This is a genomic window from Ectobacillus sp. JY-23 (assembly GCF_023022965.1).
Classification (GTDB): Bacteria; Bacillota; Bacilli; order Bacillales; family Bacillaceae_G; genus Ectobacillus.
The window spans coordinates 3,145,646-3,163,053 of record NZ_CP095462.1 but is presented as its reverse complement, the minus strand read 5'-3'; the positions used below and the strand labels follow the sequence as shown (position 1 = coordinate 3,163,053).

General features: G+C 41.1%; 15 protein-coding genes. 3 read left to right on the top strand and 12 right to left on the bottom strand.

Annotation, left to right across the window (positions count from 1 at the left end; all coding sequences use genetic code 11):
- Positions 1-339 precede the first annotated feature (339 nt).
- The 3 genes from MUG87_RS15965 to MUG87_RS15955 all read right to left on the bottom strand — a co-directional run bounded on the left by MUG87_RS15965 (position 340) and on the right by MUG87_RS15955 (position 5,445).
- A complete protein-coding gene (locus MUG87_RS15965) occupies positions 340-2,295 on the bottom strand; it encodes a beta-propeller fold lactonase family protein (protein WP_247083442.1) in 1,956 nt (651 codons plus the stop codon).
- 13 nt (positions 2,296-2,308) lie between these two features.
- A complete protein-coding gene (locus MUG87_RS15960) occupies positions 2,309-4,375 on the bottom strand; it encodes a hypothetical protein (RefSeq protein WP_247083439.1) in 2,067 nt (688 codons plus the stop codon).
- A gap of 191 nt (positions 4,376-4,566) precedes the next feature.
- The gene (locus MUG87_RS15955; RefSeq protein WP_247083437.1) at positions 4,567-5,445 is read right to left on the bottom strand and encodes a sulfite exporter TauE/SafE family protein; all 879 of its coding nucleotides are present in this window, start codon (positions 5,443-5,445) and stop codon (positions 4,567-4,569) included.
- A 358-nt stretch (positions 5,446-5,803) separates the two neighbouring features.
- On the opposite strand from MUG87_RS15955, the gene MUG87_RS15950 reads away from it, so the two are divergent.
- A complete protein-coding gene (locus MUG87_RS15950) occupies positions 5,804-6,325 on the top strand; it encodes a YfiT family bacillithiol transferase (protein ID WP_247083436.1) in 522 nt (173 codons plus the stop codon).
- A gap of 16 nt (positions 6,326-6,341) precedes the next feature.
- Here MUG87_RS15950 and MUG87_RS15945 read toward each other — a convergent pair whose 3' ends face one another.
- The 5 genes from MUG87_RS15945 to MUG87_RS15925 form a co-directional block, all read right to left on the bottom strand.
- The gene (locus MUG87_RS15945; RefSeq protein WP_247083435.1) at positions 6,342-7,811 is read right to left on the bottom strand and encodes a sensor histidine kinase; all 1,470 of its coding nucleotides are present in this window, start codon (positions 7,809-7,811) and stop codon (positions 6,342-6,344) included.
- Positions 7,808-8,488, bottom strand: coding sequence for a response regulator transcription factor (locus MUG87_RS15940; protein WP_247083434.1), 681 nt, complete (start codon positions 8,486-8,488; stop codon positions 7,808-7,810). Before MUG87_RS15940 ends, MUG87_RS15945 begins: the two co-directional genes overlap by 4 nt.
- The gene (locus tag MUG87_RS15935) at positions 8,485-9,054 is read right to left on the bottom strand and encodes a class I SAM-dependent methyltransferase (RefSeq protein ID WP_247083433.1); all 570 of its coding nucleotides are present in this window, start codon (positions 9,052-9,054) and stop codon (positions 8,485-8,487) included. Before MUG87_RS15935 ends, MUG87_RS15940 begins: the two co-directional genes overlap by 4 nt.
- A 207-nt stretch (positions 9,055-9,261) precedes the next feature.
- A complete protein-coding gene (locus MUG87_RS15930) occupies positions 9,262-10,230 on the bottom strand; it encodes a CobW family GTP-binding protein (protein WP_247083431.1) in 969 nt (322 codons plus the stop codon).
- A gap of 220 nt (positions 10,231-10,450) precedes the next feature.
- Positions 10,451-10,894 carry a PH domain-containing protein gene (locus MUG87_RS15925; RefSeq protein ID WP_247083430.1) on the bottom strand — a complete coding sequence of 148 codons (444 nt, stop codon included), beginning with the start codon at positions 10,892-10,894 and terminating at the stop codon, positions 10,451-10,453.
- A gap of 376 nt (positions 10,895-11,270) precedes the next feature.
- Here MUG87_RS15925 and MUG87_RS15920 point away from each other — a divergent pair, with 376 nt between their 5' ends.
- Together MUG87_RS15920 and MUG87_RS15915 are read left to right on the top strand one after the other, a co-directional pair.
- A complete protein-coding gene (locus MUG87_RS15920; RefSeq protein WP_247087729.1) occupies positions 11,271-12,164 on the top strand; it encodes an ATP-binding protein in 894 nt (297 codons plus the stop codon).
- Positions 12,165-12,166: 2 nt separating this feature from the next.
- Entirely contained in the window at positions 12,167-14,041 is a 1,875-nt protein-coding gene (locus tag MUG87_RS15915; protein ID WP_247083428.1) for a vWA domain-containing protein, read from the top strand.
- Between the two features lie 123 nt (positions 14,042-14,164).
- On the opposite strand, the gene MUG87_RS15910 is transcribed toward MUG87_RS15915, so the two are convergent.
- The 4 genes from MUG87_RS15910 to MUG87_RS15895 are packed head-to-tail and all read right to left on the bottom strand — an operon-like array spanning position 14,165 to position 17,346.
- Complete coding sequence (locus MUG87_RS15910) at positions 14,165-14,407, bottom strand: hypothetical protein (protein ID WP_124565113.1); 243 nt, start codon at positions 14,405-14,407, stop codon at positions 14,165-14,167.
- A 48-nt stretch (positions 14,408-14,455) separates the two neighbouring features.
- On the bottom strand, positions 14,456-15,268 hold the full coding sequence (locus MUG87_RS15905; protein WP_247083427.1) for an ABC transporter ATP-binding protein: 813 nt from the start codon (positions 15,266-15,268) through the stop codon (positions 14,456-14,458).
- 18 nt (positions 15,269-15,286) lie between these two features.
- Entirely contained in the window at positions 15,287-16,345 is a 1,059-nt protein-coding gene (locus tag MUG87_RS15900; RefSeq protein ID WP_247083425.1) for a FecCD family ABC transporter permease, read from the bottom strand.
- Complete coding sequence (locus MUG87_RS15895) at positions 16,342-17,346, bottom strand: FecCD family ABC transporter permease (RefSeq protein WP_247083424.1); 1,005 nt, start codon at positions 17,344-17,346, stop codon at positions 16,342-16,344. Before MUG87_RS15895 ends, MUG87_RS15900 begins: the two co-directional genes overlap by 4 nt.
- Positions 17,347-17,408 lie beyond the last annotated feature (62 nt).

Genomic DNA, 17,408 nt, shown 5'->3' with positions numbered 1-17,408 from the left:
TATTTCCCATGCAGTATTACTAATAGTATGATAAAACAGAGGAGATTGCAAAGCGAAGTTCATAAGAAATACGAGAATAGTCAGCTTATCTCTATAGGGTTATATAAGTCTACATAGTTTTTTCGACATAGAAACAGCAAGAAAATAATAGCTCCAAAACACCTCGCTACATGTGTATGTTCTTACTTGACACGGGTATCTCTTAGACCCTGACCGCAACCACGCCTTGCCCGTTCTTCTTTCCCACCAAAAAAGAATGTCGGTTTTTCTAGTTGTACTTATATAATTCTCCGATTAGAGCTAATACATGAAAAAAGAGACGAATTACTCCGTCCCTTTTTACTCAAGCGATTTGACATAGGATGCAATCATCTGAATTTCCTGTTGCGTCAAGTCGGCCCGTTCTTGATATTGATGTCGTTCAATCGCTTCTTCAATGCTTTTAGCACTGCCATCATGTAAATATGGCGCGGTTGCCCAAACACCTCTTAATGTAGGTGGATCAAATTGAGAACGACTTCTCGCGTTGGTGAAAGCAGCGCGCGCATCTCCCTTTGAATCTTGATCTGTACTACTCGCCGTACCAATATCATATAGAAACTGCATATTCGCTGTTGTCAGTTTGCCTACCTCATCTACCGCGTTCACGCTGGCAGTAAAATATTCGCCGCCATGACAGCTCAAACAGTTCCCTTTCCCATTGAACAACGCTTCACCACGCTCTGCTGTTTTCGTCAGCTTGCCGTTCTCTCGATACGGACTTTTCGGCACCGGAAATGAGGACGGATCATCCAAATACGCAAGCAATGCATCATACATATGCTGCACATCAGCTGGCATCGGCTGACCTGGGTCAACGTTCATCATTCCTCCCATTTCTCCCTGTACCGTATGAATGTAATCCGTGAAATCATCACGTGATCCGTCCCACATGAACAATCCTGTTTTTGTGGTCAACACGTTACTGGGCACATTTCTCAGTCCTTTTGCAGTGCTAAGCGTAAGAGAGTTAATATCTCCGTCGCTATGACAGGAAGCGCAGCTCATCCAATTGTTCCCTGTAATTGGAGCTGCATATTCATCCGTGTTGGCACTGTAAAAAATTCGTTTTCCTTTCCGTACAAGCGCGGATAGGGGGTCACTGGCAATTAAATTCATTGTAATGTCTGTCAGCTTCACCTTTGCGTAAGAGCCCTGCTGAGGCGCTTGCAACACGACCACATTATGGCTCATCGCATTATGGACGAATAATTCCTTTTTCTTGTTTGAAAGAACAATCCCTCTTGGATTATCTCCGGGAATACGGCGCACTACCTGCGAAGCGTTTCCTCCGCGCGTCAAATCGAAAACGACGAGATCTTCACTGCCGGACATAACAGCAAAAGCCTTCGTTCCCTTTGCATCAAACACGACATCGTACGGATTCGATACGATGATGGTAGCGTTTTTGCTGTCCTTCACATTCATTTCCTCAAACAATTCTTTCCGCTCGGCAACAATTTCTTCATCCTTCTCTAAATCAATTATAGAAATGGATGGGAAAATCGTTTCCTCAAAATGGATGGGCGTGTCTGTATTCGTCAGCAAATGGGGCACCCACGCTGTTTTCCCGTCAGGCGCGATGACGAATTGCTCCAATGTATTTGGGATTCCTTGGCTTTTTTTCCGGTCTTCTTTATCTGGTGAAGGGGCAAGCTTAATTTCCTTTTGGACTTGATTTCTCTTCGTGTCCACCACACTAATTATTCCGTCTAAATAGTGCGGCACATATAGCTTTTCTCCGTCTGCAGTCATCGCTAGTGTCCTTGGCCGATCGCCAATTTTAATACTTTTACGTTCCTTTTCTTTTTCTATATCAATCACAGACAACGTGCCAGAACGAAAATTTGCAACATACAAAAGCTTCCCGTCTTGGCTAGTTAAAAGACCAAATGGCTCAATACCTGTTTTTAATTTTTTGACGACCTTCCGTTTATGCAGGTCTATAACATCAACTCGGTCGCTTTGCATACAAGATACATAGAGATACGCTTCATCCGGACTTAGAGTGAGCTGTCGCGGCTCTTTTCCCACCTTAATTTCCTTTTCCGTTTTTTTGGTTTTAGTATTCACAATCGTGACCGTATTCGTATCCATATTGGCTGTGTATATATAATTTTCATCTTTGCTCAGCATAATGTTGTCACTATTGATAGCGGTATTGCGTATATACTGCTCTTTGGATGTTTGTATGCTACAACCTGCAAACGCCCCTGCAAGCAGGAGCGTCAACAAGAGAAGAGAAAACTGTTTCATATTCAACCCTTCTTTAATTTTTATTTTTCACTTCAATATCCACCAAAATCGGTGCGATTCCATATTTGCCATGTCCAGCTTGCACTTGCGGTACGTTGTCTTTATCTGTATTTCCCGTTTTATCTCCTTTTTTATAGGAGTCGCCCGTATCCCAGAATTCACTTACCTGCATACCTTCCTTCAAAGAAGGACCGTCTATGACTCTATCATAAAAATCCATATAGCGAGAGATAACGGTTTCTTTTTCTAAGGATGGATATTGCTGTTTGTCACTTTCCATGTTTCCCAGATTCAATAGCGCGAGACGAAATGCCGCTGATATACTTGCTGCTGTATACGGCGTGTATTTCATGCTATCGCCCTCTGTTTTATAAACTTTCAGCTTTTTGTCCCACATCTTTGTATCGACTGCATTATAAATAGTACGGGCTGCTTCACGATACTTTTCTTCCTTTGTTGAAAGGTACGTTGCCGTCAAGCCTCGAACAGCGCCAAGCTGTGCTTCCAATGTTGCCGCTTTCTCGTCCGGTCCTTTCCCGATTGTAAATCCGTTCACAATCAAACCGTCCTTTGTCATCATTTTTTCAATCATGAAGTCAGCTTGCTTTTTCATCATATCCAATGCTAGCTTTCCTTCCTCTGTTTGTAGACCTTGCGCGTCTTCACCACTTGCGTAACCTACCGGTAGACCGTCGATAGCACGCTGGAAAATACGAAGTGCTTCAAGCGTATAGCCCGCCTCGAACGCATCAACATAGTCGCCTTGTTTTTGTCCATCGTGTATGTTGATGAAAGCGCCAGCTTCTTTATTAAAATGCATCGCTTGTAAATTTTTAAACACCTGTAGCAGTACGTCTCTATTTAAAGAATAAGCGTCATACGCAATTACGTCATTGTTCGTTGCAGCGTCTGTATTCTCTTGCGGCGCTGCTGCAAATGGCACTCCGTCAAAAGCAGCACGGAAAGCAGGGTTCACATTCTTATTTTCCTGACGCTGATCTGTCATACCGTAAAATTCGGACGCTGGCCACAGCATCATCCATTGATCGCGCAACAAGCTTCTGGAATCGGATACTTCTAGATTGGAAGCTTTTGCGGCGTCTTGACCTTCCTCCGTAACTTTAATTGCATGTGGCAAATATACAAAACCGTTCGCAGGATTGTATTGTGTGCCACTTCCCTTTACCAGCTGCTTTGTATTGGCATCATAAAACAAGCCATCGCGTATATATGCAAGCTTATTCCAGATTTCTTCCGTTAAGATAACACCTTGAAAGCCATCAGCTGCACTTACACCAAGGCGAATATTTGCGTCTTTATCCTGATCAGGCGCCTCCGCTTCTAATTCTTCGTCCTTATCCACAGTATGAAAGCCGCTTAAGAAATCTCCGGCCCATAATGCTTGCTTCAAAAATGCCCCTCCGTATGCTGCCGGCATCAGGATTTTGTCCATCTTATCGCGATCCCAACGCAATGTTTTAAAATCGACCTGATATACAGGCGTGTATGTTTTATCGTCGCTTTCTGCATACGCGGATGTATCAACCTTTTGTATGTAATGCGGGTCCCCTTTGCTATACTCCATAAACGTTGGATACATATTGCGGAAAATTTCTCCCTTGTCATAACCGACGCTTTCCGCAAGCTGATAAAAGCGCTCTTCCAAAGCCTGCGGTGCTTGCTTACCGGATTCCTTCGCCATCTTATCTACAATAGGACCATTGATTAAATGCAATCCAAGACCGGATTTCTCAACAAGCTCATACATTGCTTCCTCAGAGTACTCATAGGATTCCACACCTGCTGTATAATCGAAAGCTGTAGGCTTGTTCACTTTTTGCGGATCAAGCAAGTCCAAATCTAAGCCCAGAGCTTCCGCAAGAGGCTCCCCTGAGAGCTCAAATTCTGCATAAGCAAGCATGTTACCTGCGGTGTCGAAGTTATAATTCATGACAGATGCAGAATAATTTACATCTTGCTTTTCCTCACTTGTTATCTGCTTTTGTGTACAGCCTGTAGCTACTAAAAGTGATGCTACGATACCTAGTGTCGACATCGCCTTCCAAGGTCTATTTTTCATATCAATGACTCCCCTTGTTGAAACTGATAATTATTATCAAAACTATCATCTATTATATTATGAGTTCTTGTATCTGTAAACGTGCTTTTATCTACCAGTTGATTCATAAAACTATGCACACTGCTTACAAACCAAAAGAACAGTTCTATCAAGATTGCATAAAAACATAAAAAAGAGGCCTGTACGGCCCCTTATGATACTACTTGTTTTGGTTTAGGTATTTTACGATGGTTGCGAATAGTCGCAAATAAAGCAATGCTCCATACGATAAAAATACCGGTATAGATAACAGGATGGGTTTCTTTAGCTACTCCCCATGCATTCAGCAAGGTACGAGCGTTAGTGGCGATAATAAGCCCCCCAACAAGAACTCCAAGTAAGTGCGATGGAATAATTCTTACAAGCCACGCAGCAATTGGTGCCGCCACAAGGCCTCCTACCATTAAAGTTCCAACCCAAAACCAGTTCACTTGTCCCCAGCCAAGGGATAATACAAACCCAATTGTGGCTGCTAGAGCCACTGCAAATTCTGCCGTATCAACAGTACCAATGACTTTTCGCGGCGCTACGTTTCGTTTCGTTAGCAAAACAGGTGTAGTAATCGGTCCCCAGCCACCGCCACCAGTTGCATCAAAGAATCCTGCGATTAGACCGAGGGGAACGAGCTGTTTGTTTGTCAGTTTTTTACCGTCAGGCGGGGTAATTGGCTGAGAAAGGAAACGAAATAAAATATAAATACCCAAAGTAAGAAGAAATAGGGAAACATAAGGCTTTACCAAATCTCCAGGCAAATTACTCAAAAAACATGCGCCCACAAAAGCGCCAACTGCTCCAGGCAAAATCAAACGTAACACCATATGACGATCGACGTTTCCAAATTTAATATGTGATGCGCCCGATGCGGCCGTTGTAACAACCTCCGCCAAATGTACAGAGGCGGACGCCATAGCAGGTGCCACGCCAAACGTAAGTAACAATGTTGTAGATGTGACACCGTACGCCATCCCCAAAGATCCATCAATCAGTTGGGCCATAAATCCGATAAAAATAAACACAAGTAGCTTTTTCATATGTCTCCCCCTGTTTTAAAATAAGAAAGGCACCCGCTTAATTAACGGGTGCCTTCAGTTTCTCTGATCAGCAAAATAACAGAAAATTCAATTTTAAATTATTTTAATACTTATTATTCCTAGTTGTCAAGTGTGTTTTATGGACTTATTTTTATCTATTCCGTTTTATAACATCTAAAAAGGTACAGCCTCACTCTCTAGAAAGTATATGCGACACAGCTTGGGGAAGTTATATTCTCTTCGTGTAACTAAGCTTCTACTTTATAGAAATAAATCCACCTCTATAGCTCTTATTATGATACATTTACACTACAAGAACACCAATCATGAGTAACATTCAGGACGAGGAGGAAAAAATATGGACTTACGCTATCCGCTTGGAAAGTTTGAAGCACCTGAACTCTTTAACGATAAGCTCCGCAAGACTTGGATACATGACATCCGCAAAGCTCCGACTGCTGTTAAACGTGCCATTGAAGGGCTATCGGATAACAAGTTGGACACACCTTACAGGACGGAAGGCTGGACAATCCGGCAAGTCATCCATCACATGGCGGACAGCCATATGAACAGCTTTATACGCTTCAAACTAGCACTGACAGAAGACAATCCCACCATAAAACCTTATCATGAAGACCAATGGGCCCTACTTCCAGATACAAATACTGCGCCGGTTTCTCTTTCTCTTTCTCTATTGGAGGGTCTTCATAAAAGATGGGTTATTCTTCTTGAGTCTTTGACGGATGAAGATTTCAAACGCACATTTTATCACCCTGACCTCGGTGAAGTAACACTAGACACAGCCCTAGCTTTATATGCTTGGCATAGCAAGCATCATACCGCACACATCACATCCTTACGCTTGCGAATGGGCTGGTAACTTACAGCGACAAACCTCATCGAGGTTCGTCGCTTTCGCTTTTAGGAAGTGCAATAAATACTTGTAGCGTATCTCCTTTACTTTCAGCCCAAATACGCCCGCCATGCAAATCAACAATACGCTTTGTGATGGCTAAACCAAGACCAGATCCTTGAATGCGACTCGAACGCGCTTGATCTCTTCTGTAAAATTTATCGAATAATCGAGAAAGCTCCTCCTCTGGAATATTATCGGTCCTGTTCACCACCGCTATGACAATTTCGTGCTTTGCTTGTACAAGTGTCACCTTCACCTCCGAACGAGGATGACTATACTTCTGAGCGTTAGAAAGCAGATTATCAAACACGCGCACCATTTTTTCGATGTCGACTTCTATCTCCGTTGCATGCTCTGGTACGACCAAGCTCAACCGAAGTCCCCACTGTTCAAAAATAGGCACATATTCTCCAATGAATTGTCGCAGCACACCCGATAAGTCCACCTTTTCCTTCTCTAAAATGGTATCGTGTGAGGAAAGTTTCGTATATTCAAAGAGCTCGTTCATCAAATTGTTTAGCTTTATTGATGTATTGTATGTCACAGAAAGATATGCTTTCATTTCTTCTTCATTTTTGTAACGCCCGTCTTGTAGCAAGCCTAAATATCCGATAATGGAAGTAAGCGGCGTTCGCAAATCATGAGATATATTTGTGATTAATTCGTTTTTCATTTGCTCTAGCGCCCGTTCTTTTTCAAAGCTATCTCGAAGCTCTTTTGTCATCCAATTGATATTTGACGCCAAGGAAGATAACTCATCTCTTCCCTTTACACGAATAAAATAATTCCAGTCCCTATGCGCAATTTTTCGCACACCGCTCTCTATCTCATGTATGTAGCGGATAATCGGCCTCATAAGAAGCAAAAAGACAAGAATAAATCCACCTATGCTGCCAATAAAAGATAGCAATGTGGTTCTATTATAATCTCCAGACGTAATATCCGGTTGTGTAAACGGAATTTGTCCGACAAGAAAACCTAAATCGTTCCGTAACAACGGATAAACGGCTAGAATACGCTCTGAATTCAACTCATTTCCTTTTTGGGCATCTATACCTAATTTATAGCTCAGTACTTCTTGTAAGTCCACATTTGCAGACTTTCCGCCGTCTAATAAAGCACTTCCTTCTTCATCATAGATTTGAAAAACTGCTTGCCTATTTAATCCTTTAGCATTTGCTACGGTTTTTTGAATTTCATCTCGTATTTCATCTTGGTCATGTATCGTGTAATTCTTTTCTTCTATAATTTTCCCCAGCTCATGAGCCATAACGTTTAAGTTATCTTGAAACTGTACGTACCTTGCACTGGAGTAGATAATGGGATTTTGCAGTTGAATGAGAACAAAAATTCCTGTTGCCGCCAAAAGGCAAATAATAAATATAGCGATTAATCGGATATTCAGTCGACGGGACAACCATTTTTTTATGACCCTCGCCAGTCTGTTCAAACCTTATACCCCACTCCCCAAACAGTTTTTATATACAGAGGTTTTTTTGGGTTCTCTTCAATTTTTTCTCTTATTTTAGTAATATGAACCATCACTGTGTTATCCGATTTATAGAAGGGTTCTCCCCAAACCATTTCATAAATTTTTTCAATGCTAAATACTTGCCCCTTATTGCGGACAAGCAAAGCAAGAATATCAAATTCTTTTGGTGTAAGACGCACATCTTGCTCTCCAATAAATACCTGTCTTGTTTCTTCTTCCATGCGCAGGTTTCCAACTTCAAGCGCTTGCGATTCGTTCGGCTGATACGCTCGGTACCGACGCAACTGTGATTTCACACGCGCAATCAATTCAAGCGGGTTGAAGGGCTTTACCATATAGTCATCCGCACCGCTCATCAATCCATGAATTTTGTCCATATCCTGTGACTTTGCCGATAAAAAAATAATCGGCATTTCATAAGTCTCACGAATGCGCATACAGGTTTCAATCCCATCCATTCCGGGCATCATCACATCTAGTATGACCAAATCAGCTTTCATACGCTGTAGTAGCTCCAGCGCTTCTATCCCGGTTGATGCATGTGATACCTCGTATCCTTCGTTTTTCAGATAAATGGACAACACATTACGAATATCTTCTTCGTCATCTACCAATAAAATATTTGCATAGCTCATATATTCAATCCTTTCTTACATGTAAACACATAAGCGGGCGGTACATTTCGCCAAACTCGCTTCGCCTTGATATGTTCAAAAAAGCTTTTAAAAAAGATGCTTTTCACCTTTGAATATTGAAAGGTAATAAATGCCCCTTGCTCATCAAGTATTTTTTCAGTTTCTTCCAATATACGCGTTGACACATCAGCTGGCAAGCTGGTAAAAGGCAAACCAGATATCACATAATCAGCTTTTGCAAACCCATGCTGACGAACATAATAAGATACATGTTCCGCTGAATCATTGATAATATATACATTTGGGATATGCCCATATGTTTGCTTCAGCTCCCAGCAAAAAGCAGCATTGGTTTCTAGGATCAATAATATGGTTTCACTATGCTTAGATTCAATCAGTCTTTTTGTAAATACACCGGTGCCCGGACCATATTCTACAATGCATTTCGCTTTTGAGAAGTCGATAGATGCGATCATCTCTTGTGCAAGATACTTTGAGCTTGGTAAAACAGCTCCTACCGTTCTTGGCTCTTTCATAAATTGCTGTAAAAATCCAACTGCACTCATCTCAATCTCTCCTTCTTTGTAGGTTCTATATAACATGTAAACATGAACTTGTATCAGCTATATGACCTACTTTACAGAGGAAACCTTAATATACTATGAAGAAAGTTCTTAAGATTTATTAAGAAAACGAAAAGCCTATGCCTTTACAGAGTAGAAGAATATATAGATAAGATACCCCTTTAACTCCAATAAAAAACGACTTCCCATTTACATGAAAAGTCGCTCTTCTTTCTCGATGTAGTTTTGCCATGAAAACGTATCTGCAAAGGATTGCTTCATACCTTGTACAGCCTGTTTATCACCAATAAACACGAGGCTAGTACTTGTACTCGGATCATCAACGTACATCGCCTCTAGCCTTAATAAGCCTGAAGCATACTGTAGCTCATATATCTCCTTCTTTCCTTCTAGCCTAACTATTCCTTTCCCTCTATATATATTTTGAGGAAGCATTTTTACCCATTCCTGTAATCGCTTCTGCGATAAGATTGGTACATCTTCTAATCGAATAGCTTTTACAACAGCATGATGCAAGGCTCTTTCCTCACTTTCTTGTGATAGCACGATACGCTTTTTCAGCACCTCATCAATCTGTATGTTACCAAACGACGTTTTATAAATAGAAACACCCGGTGCCAAAAAGGAACGTAGCTTTTGCTCTACACCAAGCAGCTTCTTCGCAGAGACAACATCTACTTTATTTAAAATCACATACGAGGCACACTTGATTTGATCTTTAAATAGTATGCGCATATCACTAGAGCTAAAGAAAATACTGGTATACTCCAAAAAACGGGAAGCATCTACCACACCAATAACCGATTGAAGTGAAAGTGACAATGTATACTTAGGTTCTGTTAATACTTCAATGAGTTCTATTGGATTTGCGACTCCCGTTCCTTCAATGATAAGTAAATCTATGTCCTCGCTTACCGTAAGCTCGTCCAAAACATCACGAAAATTATTTTGAATGGTACAGCAGATGCAACCATCTAGCAATTCATTAACTTGATCCTCGGAGAATAAATGCTTCTCTACGTTTACCTTACCAAGTTCATTTAAGATAATCGCGGGCTTCTTCCCCGCGGCTTTCACAGCTTCAATCATACGTAGTAAAACTGTTGTTTTGCCACTCCCTAAAAACCCACTTAAAATATAGACTGGTGTACGCTTCACGATTTTCTCCCCTTTACACAAGCTATCATAATCTATTCTATCATCTAATAGTCAGAATTATTATTATTTTAACTATATTAGAGCCTAATATTGATAATTGGCACTTTGGTTGGAGTGAAGGCGATCGGATGCATAGCTGAGAGGGCTCCTAATTGTCGCGGAAAGCGAAGCCCTGCAGCGTAGGCCCTAAAACAAAAAAGCTTACATCATTCGTAAGCTTTTACAGGGCTGCGTGCCGGTCTTTTGTATTAATATCAGGTATCTTTTGTTCAAGCGCATGCAAAAATGCTTCCTCATCCTCAGGCATGCCAATTGTTACAACATCGTGAGGAAACAGCCAGAGCTCTAAGCGTGTAGCAGACCATATCATATCTAAAGACGTATCTCGTGTATATCGGATGGCGCGAATGCGATCTAATGTGACTGCTCTTTGTAGTGGCCCAAAGTGATGAATGATATATTCATTATTAAGTTCTATATAAGAGCGAGTAAGCGCCCATAATAAAAATGTACCAGCTATCCCCGCAAATAATCCAGCAGCAACGAATAAAAATGCCCCGAACCCTTCTAAAAAGATACCTATTATAACAGACAATAGACCGATTGGCGCCAAGGCATATGCAGCACCAACAAAGTAGCGATCTTTTTTTACAGCAAACTTCATATCTGTTCTTCCTCTCCTTATCTGTCTCTTATTACTCTATAAGTGCATATTATTTCTCCGCCATATTAATAGCCAGAAAATAAAAATGCTAGAATGCTTCACTAGGTGCGTACAGTCTTTACATAACACGAAAGGTTATTAGACAACAACCACACATCGTCTGTCCTCTCTTCCTTCTAAAAAGAAGGTTCATTTTTCTACCTATATTAACATAAAAACTTGAACATCCTTTTTATCCTACCGAAATTCTCACCTAGAAAAAAGACATGTTGCTTTTCTTTTCTATTACAAAATGTTTACACCCGTATTCGTTTCTTTGCACATGCTGTCAAAACAAGTTATCATAACAGAAGCACGATGAAAGGAATGAATGGTGATACTGATGAAACTTCCCGTAAATGAGAAACTACAAACACTTCTAAATGAAGTACATGACACAAATAAAGCAAAGATTGGCACTGACGCCTCCTTGATTGGTAGCAAATTATATAAAGCACAAGATGCAAGTATTTTAGAAGATGCTATTACCGCTCTGCTTCTTGGCAAAAACGTTTTACTCAAAGGACCAACTGGTAGCGGTAAAACCGTTTTAGCAGAAACACTTTCTTATCTATTTCAAAAACCAATGCATAGCATTAACTGTTCTGTGGACTTGGATGTAGAGGGAATTCTTGGCTATAATACGCTGCACTCTGACGGCAACAACTCTCACGTAGTATTCGTAGACGGACCGCTTATGAAAGCAATGAAAAACGGCCACTTTTTATATATTGACGAAATCAATATGGCAAAACCAGAAACTCTACCACTTTTACACGGCGCACTCGATTATCGCAAAATGGTGACTAATCCCTTTACACAAGAAGTGGTATACGGTGATAAAGACTATCGTGTCATTGCGGCGATTAACGAGGGGTACGTAGGAACAAGTGAATTAAATGAAGCTTTAAAAAATCGTTTTGTAATTATTGAAGTTCCTTATATTCAAGGCGATACATTAAAAGACTTGCTTGTAAGCGAATCAAAGCAAACAGATCTGCGCATTATTGAAAAGTTTGCGAAATTTTCAAGCGACCTTATTCCATTGGCACGCGATGGCAGAATTAGTGAAGAAGCCGCAAGTATTCGCGGTATTATTGATGCTTGTGACCTAAGCGTATATATTCCTGTTCTTCGTGCAATTGAGCGAAGCATCGTAGCAAAAATGAGTGATGAAACCGAACAAATGACACTTCGTGAGCTTGCGGAAAGTTATTTCCTTGAGGAATAGGCATGAGACAAATATTCACAGATAAAAAAATTGATGCTTCGTTATTTCTTCGCATGGAAAACTTAATGTACGCTTTGCTGAAAAGTAAAGATGCATTTTTAGAGTACGGCTATCAAGCTTACTACGACGAATTAGAAAATAAGGTTGTCATCAGCCGATTCTGGGACGATCGTCATCCAAACGATAAAGCAATTGGGCTGAAAAGCGAAGTATATCTCAAAGCATTAGGGTATAAACATTTCGCAGACATGAATTTAATTCGCTCTTATAGCTTGGAATTACAAGCCTCACCCCTACGAAGCTTTTTAACACAGCTATTTGTGCTTTTGGAAGATTTGCGTACAGAAGAATTAATAAAAAAAGAGCGACCCGGTACTGCTTCCGTTTTTAAACGTCGACGTACCCTCTATCGCAATCATTTTACGTCACAATTTGAGATTAACCGCATTCGCAACTTTCAAAGCGATATGCTGTTTTGCTTATGCTATTTGGCATTAACAAGCGATAAGTATGAAAGCTATGCAAACGAATATTTTGAACAAATTGAGATGATTCTCCATGATGCTTTTCATGCCACAAATACAGAGGATACGATGTATGTTGTGGAGAAAATCCGCTATCGCCTCGAGGAGGTACTTCACAGCGATATGATTAACCACTACTTTGGTCTTGCACCGCTGAATAGTGACGCGGCTGAAGCAAAGAAAGAGGAAAAAGCAAAAGAACTCGCGAACTGCGATATACAACAGCTCGACGATAATGAGAAAAAGAATAAAGAAGAGGAATCGTTCTCAACTTGGCATCGTGAAAATAAAAACAATGACAACGAAAACTTTTTACGTTTTGAACTGGAAAGCGGAACAAAAACAAATCTAATGGGACATGCGGCGCGTGAATCAGAAGATCAAGATCAAGCTATGGCGTCCGTTCAAGGTCAGTCAAAACAGAGCTCCCAATCAAACTTTGGAACAGAAGCGCTTGATGCAATAGCTACCTCTAATGCTGAAGGCACTCCATATGGTAAGTTTAATGTAGGGGCCGTTCATCGCTTTAAAGAAGCTCGTAAGCCTTTACCTGCTGAAAAGGCAGAGTATCAGGTTATCAAATCACTTGTTAATAAAGATGTAAAAGAGTTAAAAAAGACCATTGAAAAGACCATTGAAAATAAAACAAACGCAACTTCTGAAAAGTTTTACGGTCGCCTTGGCAAAAAGCTACTTCGTATATATACAGAAAAACAGCCTCGTTTATTTTACAAAAAAGGGCAGGAGTCAAAAGAACTAGATGTTACGTTTCATCTTCTTATTGATTGCTCCGGCTCTATGTTTAATAAAATGGAAGAAACAAAAAAAAGCGTTGTTTTATTTCATGAAGCCTTAAAGTCTTTAAAAATCCCCCACGCCATCAGCGGCTTCTGGGAAGATGCTTCAAACGCCAAAAAAGAATACAAGCCCAACGTCATTCATGAGGTGATTACACATCGTCATTCCACAACACCAGGCATAGGACCAGAAATTATGCAACTGCGTGAAGAAGAAGACAATCGAGATGGCTATATTATCCGAATCATATCTGATTTACTCGTAAAAAGACGAGAAAAGCATAAATTTTTACTTGTCTTCACAGACGGAGAGCCATCAGCTTTAGATTACAATCAAGATGGCATTTTAGATACACATGAGGCCGTAAAGCTAGCACGTAAGAAAGGGCTAGAGGTTATCGGTATTTTTATTGAAGAAGGCGAAGCAAAAGAAGAAACATATGCTCTTATGAAAAATATTTATAATCATCACTTCTTGGTTGCGAACCACGCCGAGGATTTGCGCCATAAAATTAAGCCGCTCTTAAAGAAACTGCTGTTAAAAACAATTCAATAGTGAAAAGCTGTTAGCTGATACAGCTTAAAATCCAACATTTTTTAAGGTGGACATAAAGAAAGGCACGAAGCGAAAATGCTTCGTGCCTTTCTTTATGTCCAAATTTGAACATCCGCCCGGACTTTACGAGCGATATAATTGTCCGTTGCGTACCTCAGCTACCATATCGGTACCCTCACCGATAAATAGACCATTACTCAAACCGTGATCGTATGTGTTATAAAAATACCCTTTATGTACATTTCCCGGCGCCGCAGCTTCACTCCACAAATGGCTGTATTCTTCCTGAGATAAAAGAACCATATTGCTTTCATTGCCAATTAGGTACGCCGGAATTTTTCCTGTTAAAAACCCATGTTGTTCCATAGCTACACCTCCCGTTACAGCATGCCCCATTTTAAACAGGGCTATGCGTCACGAAATAATAGCATTTTGTTTAACAACACAACGTCCCTTACCTTGTGGGATACATAGTGGTGTTCCGAATAACGGATCTGCTGTAATTTGACATTCCATCCGAAATACATCACGTACCAACTGACAGCTAATAATATCTTCAGGTTTTCCCTGCGCATATACCTTTTTATCGCGAATCGCTACAATGTGATGTGCATAGCGACAAGCAAGGTTCAAGTCGTGAAGTACCATAACAACCGTTCGCTTTTCCTTTTCATTCAATTCAAACAACAAATCTAAAATTTCAATTTGATGCGTCATATCTAAATATGTTGTAGGTTCATCAAGCAAGATAATTTCTGTTTCTTGTGCAAGTGTCATTGCAATCCAAGCGCGTTGCCGTTGTCCCCCGGAAAGAGAATCTACTTGCCGATCGGCAAGTTCTATCATACCCGTCGCTGCAAGTGCATTTTGGACCGCCTGTTCATCGCGCTGTGACCATTGCTTAAACCATGATTGGTATGGATAGCGCCCTTGCTTTACCAATTGCAGTACTGTTAAACCTTCCGGAGCAATTGGTCCTTGCGGCAAGATTGCCATGCGTCGCGCAACTTCCTTTGTAGGCAGCTTGTCAATTGCTTCTCCTTCTAAGAGAACGGTTCCTGAGGAAGGCTTTAATAGTCTTGCCAAAGAGCGTAACAAAGTTGACTTACCACAACCATTGCCGCCAATAAATACCGTAATCTCTCCCTTAGGAATTTCAAGGTTTAATTCATCTATAATTAATGTATCACCATAGGATAATTTTAGCTCTTTTGTTTTTAACTGCATGGACAAATCTTCCTTTTCTTATGCATTTCGGCTTTTATACAGCAAATAGACAAAGTACGGCGCACCGATTGCTGCCGTAAACACGCCCGCCGGAATTTCCAATGGCGAAAATGCCATGCGTCCAATTAAGTCGGCGGTTAATACAAGAATGGCACCAACAAGTGCAGAAACTGGAATTAAAGCACCAAATGCCGAACCGACCAATCGTCTGGCAATATGGGGTGCCATTAAACCTACGAAGCCAATTGCGCCTGAGAATGCCACGGCCCCTCCAATTAACGCTGTACAAATTAGCAGTAATACTAGACGCTGTCTTTGTACTTCGCTTCCCAATCCAACCGCCAGTTCATCGCCGAGCTCTTGTACATTCAATTTCCTAGCCAATAATAATGTTATCACAATGAGAACAAGGGTCCAAGGCGCAAGTATCACTACATTTTTCCAATTAGATCCGTACACTGTACCCGTCAACCAGATGTTAGCCTGGCTCGCCTGATGAATTGGACCCAAAATCATAAACAGTGTTGTCAACGCTTTGGCAAGCGCAGAAATCCCAATTCCGACAAGCACCATCCGTAGCGGCGGGACTTCACCATTTTTAAAGGACAGCATGTATAATAGTAAAGCTGTTATCGTGGCCCCTGCAAATGCGCCAAGCGGTAACCAATGCACACTAATTGTCAAAGCGCCGCTTCGATCGCTGAACAGGCCTAGAAATAAAACGACTGCCACACCGGCTCCACCTGTCACACCTAACACTTCAGGTGAAGCAAGCGGGTTACGAATTAACCCCTGCAAAATACTACCGGCAACCGCAAGCGCCATACCTACAAGCAAAGCGATTAAAATACGCGGCATCCGGAACGACATCACAATTAAAGAATCTGTTTCAGAACCTTGTCCAATCAGGGCTTGAAATACGGCCCACGGTGCAATTTTCATCTCTCCCATTCCCGCACTTGTAAAAAAGATGACTATAACGACAGCTAAAAGACTGACAAATGTGAAAAGTGCTTTTCTATCTATTAAAAAAGATGCAAAATCTTCTCCCATTCGGAACGTTATGTGCTTTTTCATTTAGACATCACTCCTTTACGTGCAATGTAGATAAAGAATGGTGTTCCAATGAAAGCTGTCATAACTCCTACCGGCACTTCCTGCGGCATAAGAACATATCTTGCACTAATATCAGCCAATAATAATAAGGTTCCACCTAGCATTGCACTATAAGGAATCACCCAACGATAGTCCGTCCCAATAAGCGCTCGCGCGAAATGCGGCACGACCACACCAATAAACGAAATGGGACCGGCAATTGCAACAGAGCCCCCTGCCAACAAAACAATCAAAGCAGCTAATATACCTTTGAGTAATAAGGTGCGCTGACCCAGCCCGCGAGATACATCATCTCCCATCATTAGAATATTGATTTTTCCAGACATGATAATTGTCCCCACCCAGGCAAGCGCCAAATATGGAAACACATGTGTCAACATTTCCAGTTTACGTCCTTGAACCGAGCCAGCAAGCCAAAATAAAACCTGATCTAGGGCTGTTTCATTTAATACAAGAAGGCCTTGCGTAAACGAAGCGAAAAAAGCACCCATGGCAACACCTGCCAAGGTAAATTTAATTGGTGTAAGCCCCTCTCGTCCAAAGGAACTGATTATATACACAATGATAGCCGCCATAGCTGCACCAGCAAATGCAATCCAAGTGAACGCTTGTATAGATTGTACTGAAAAGATTGCTACAGCAGCTACAATAAAAAATGAGGCACCTGCGTTAATCCCCATAATATCAGGAGAAGCTAGAGGATTTTTCATTAATACTTGTAGCAACGCACCAGCTAGTGCAAGACTAATGCCAACTGCCGCGGCAATGAAAGCACGCGGCAACCTGACTGTTGTAATAATAATATGTTCGTTAGAACCATTAGGATTCATAAATGCTTGAATTGCCGTTTGCGAATTGGTATCAGTGTAACCATAAATAATACTAGCCCATATGCAATATATAAGAAGAATTGCACATACTACTAGTCCTATTGTCTTCGCTCGAATGGACTGCAACATCATTTCAATAGACACCTTCTATCTCTGTAAATTCATATGTGTTGTAATATTCTCTACTTGTTTTC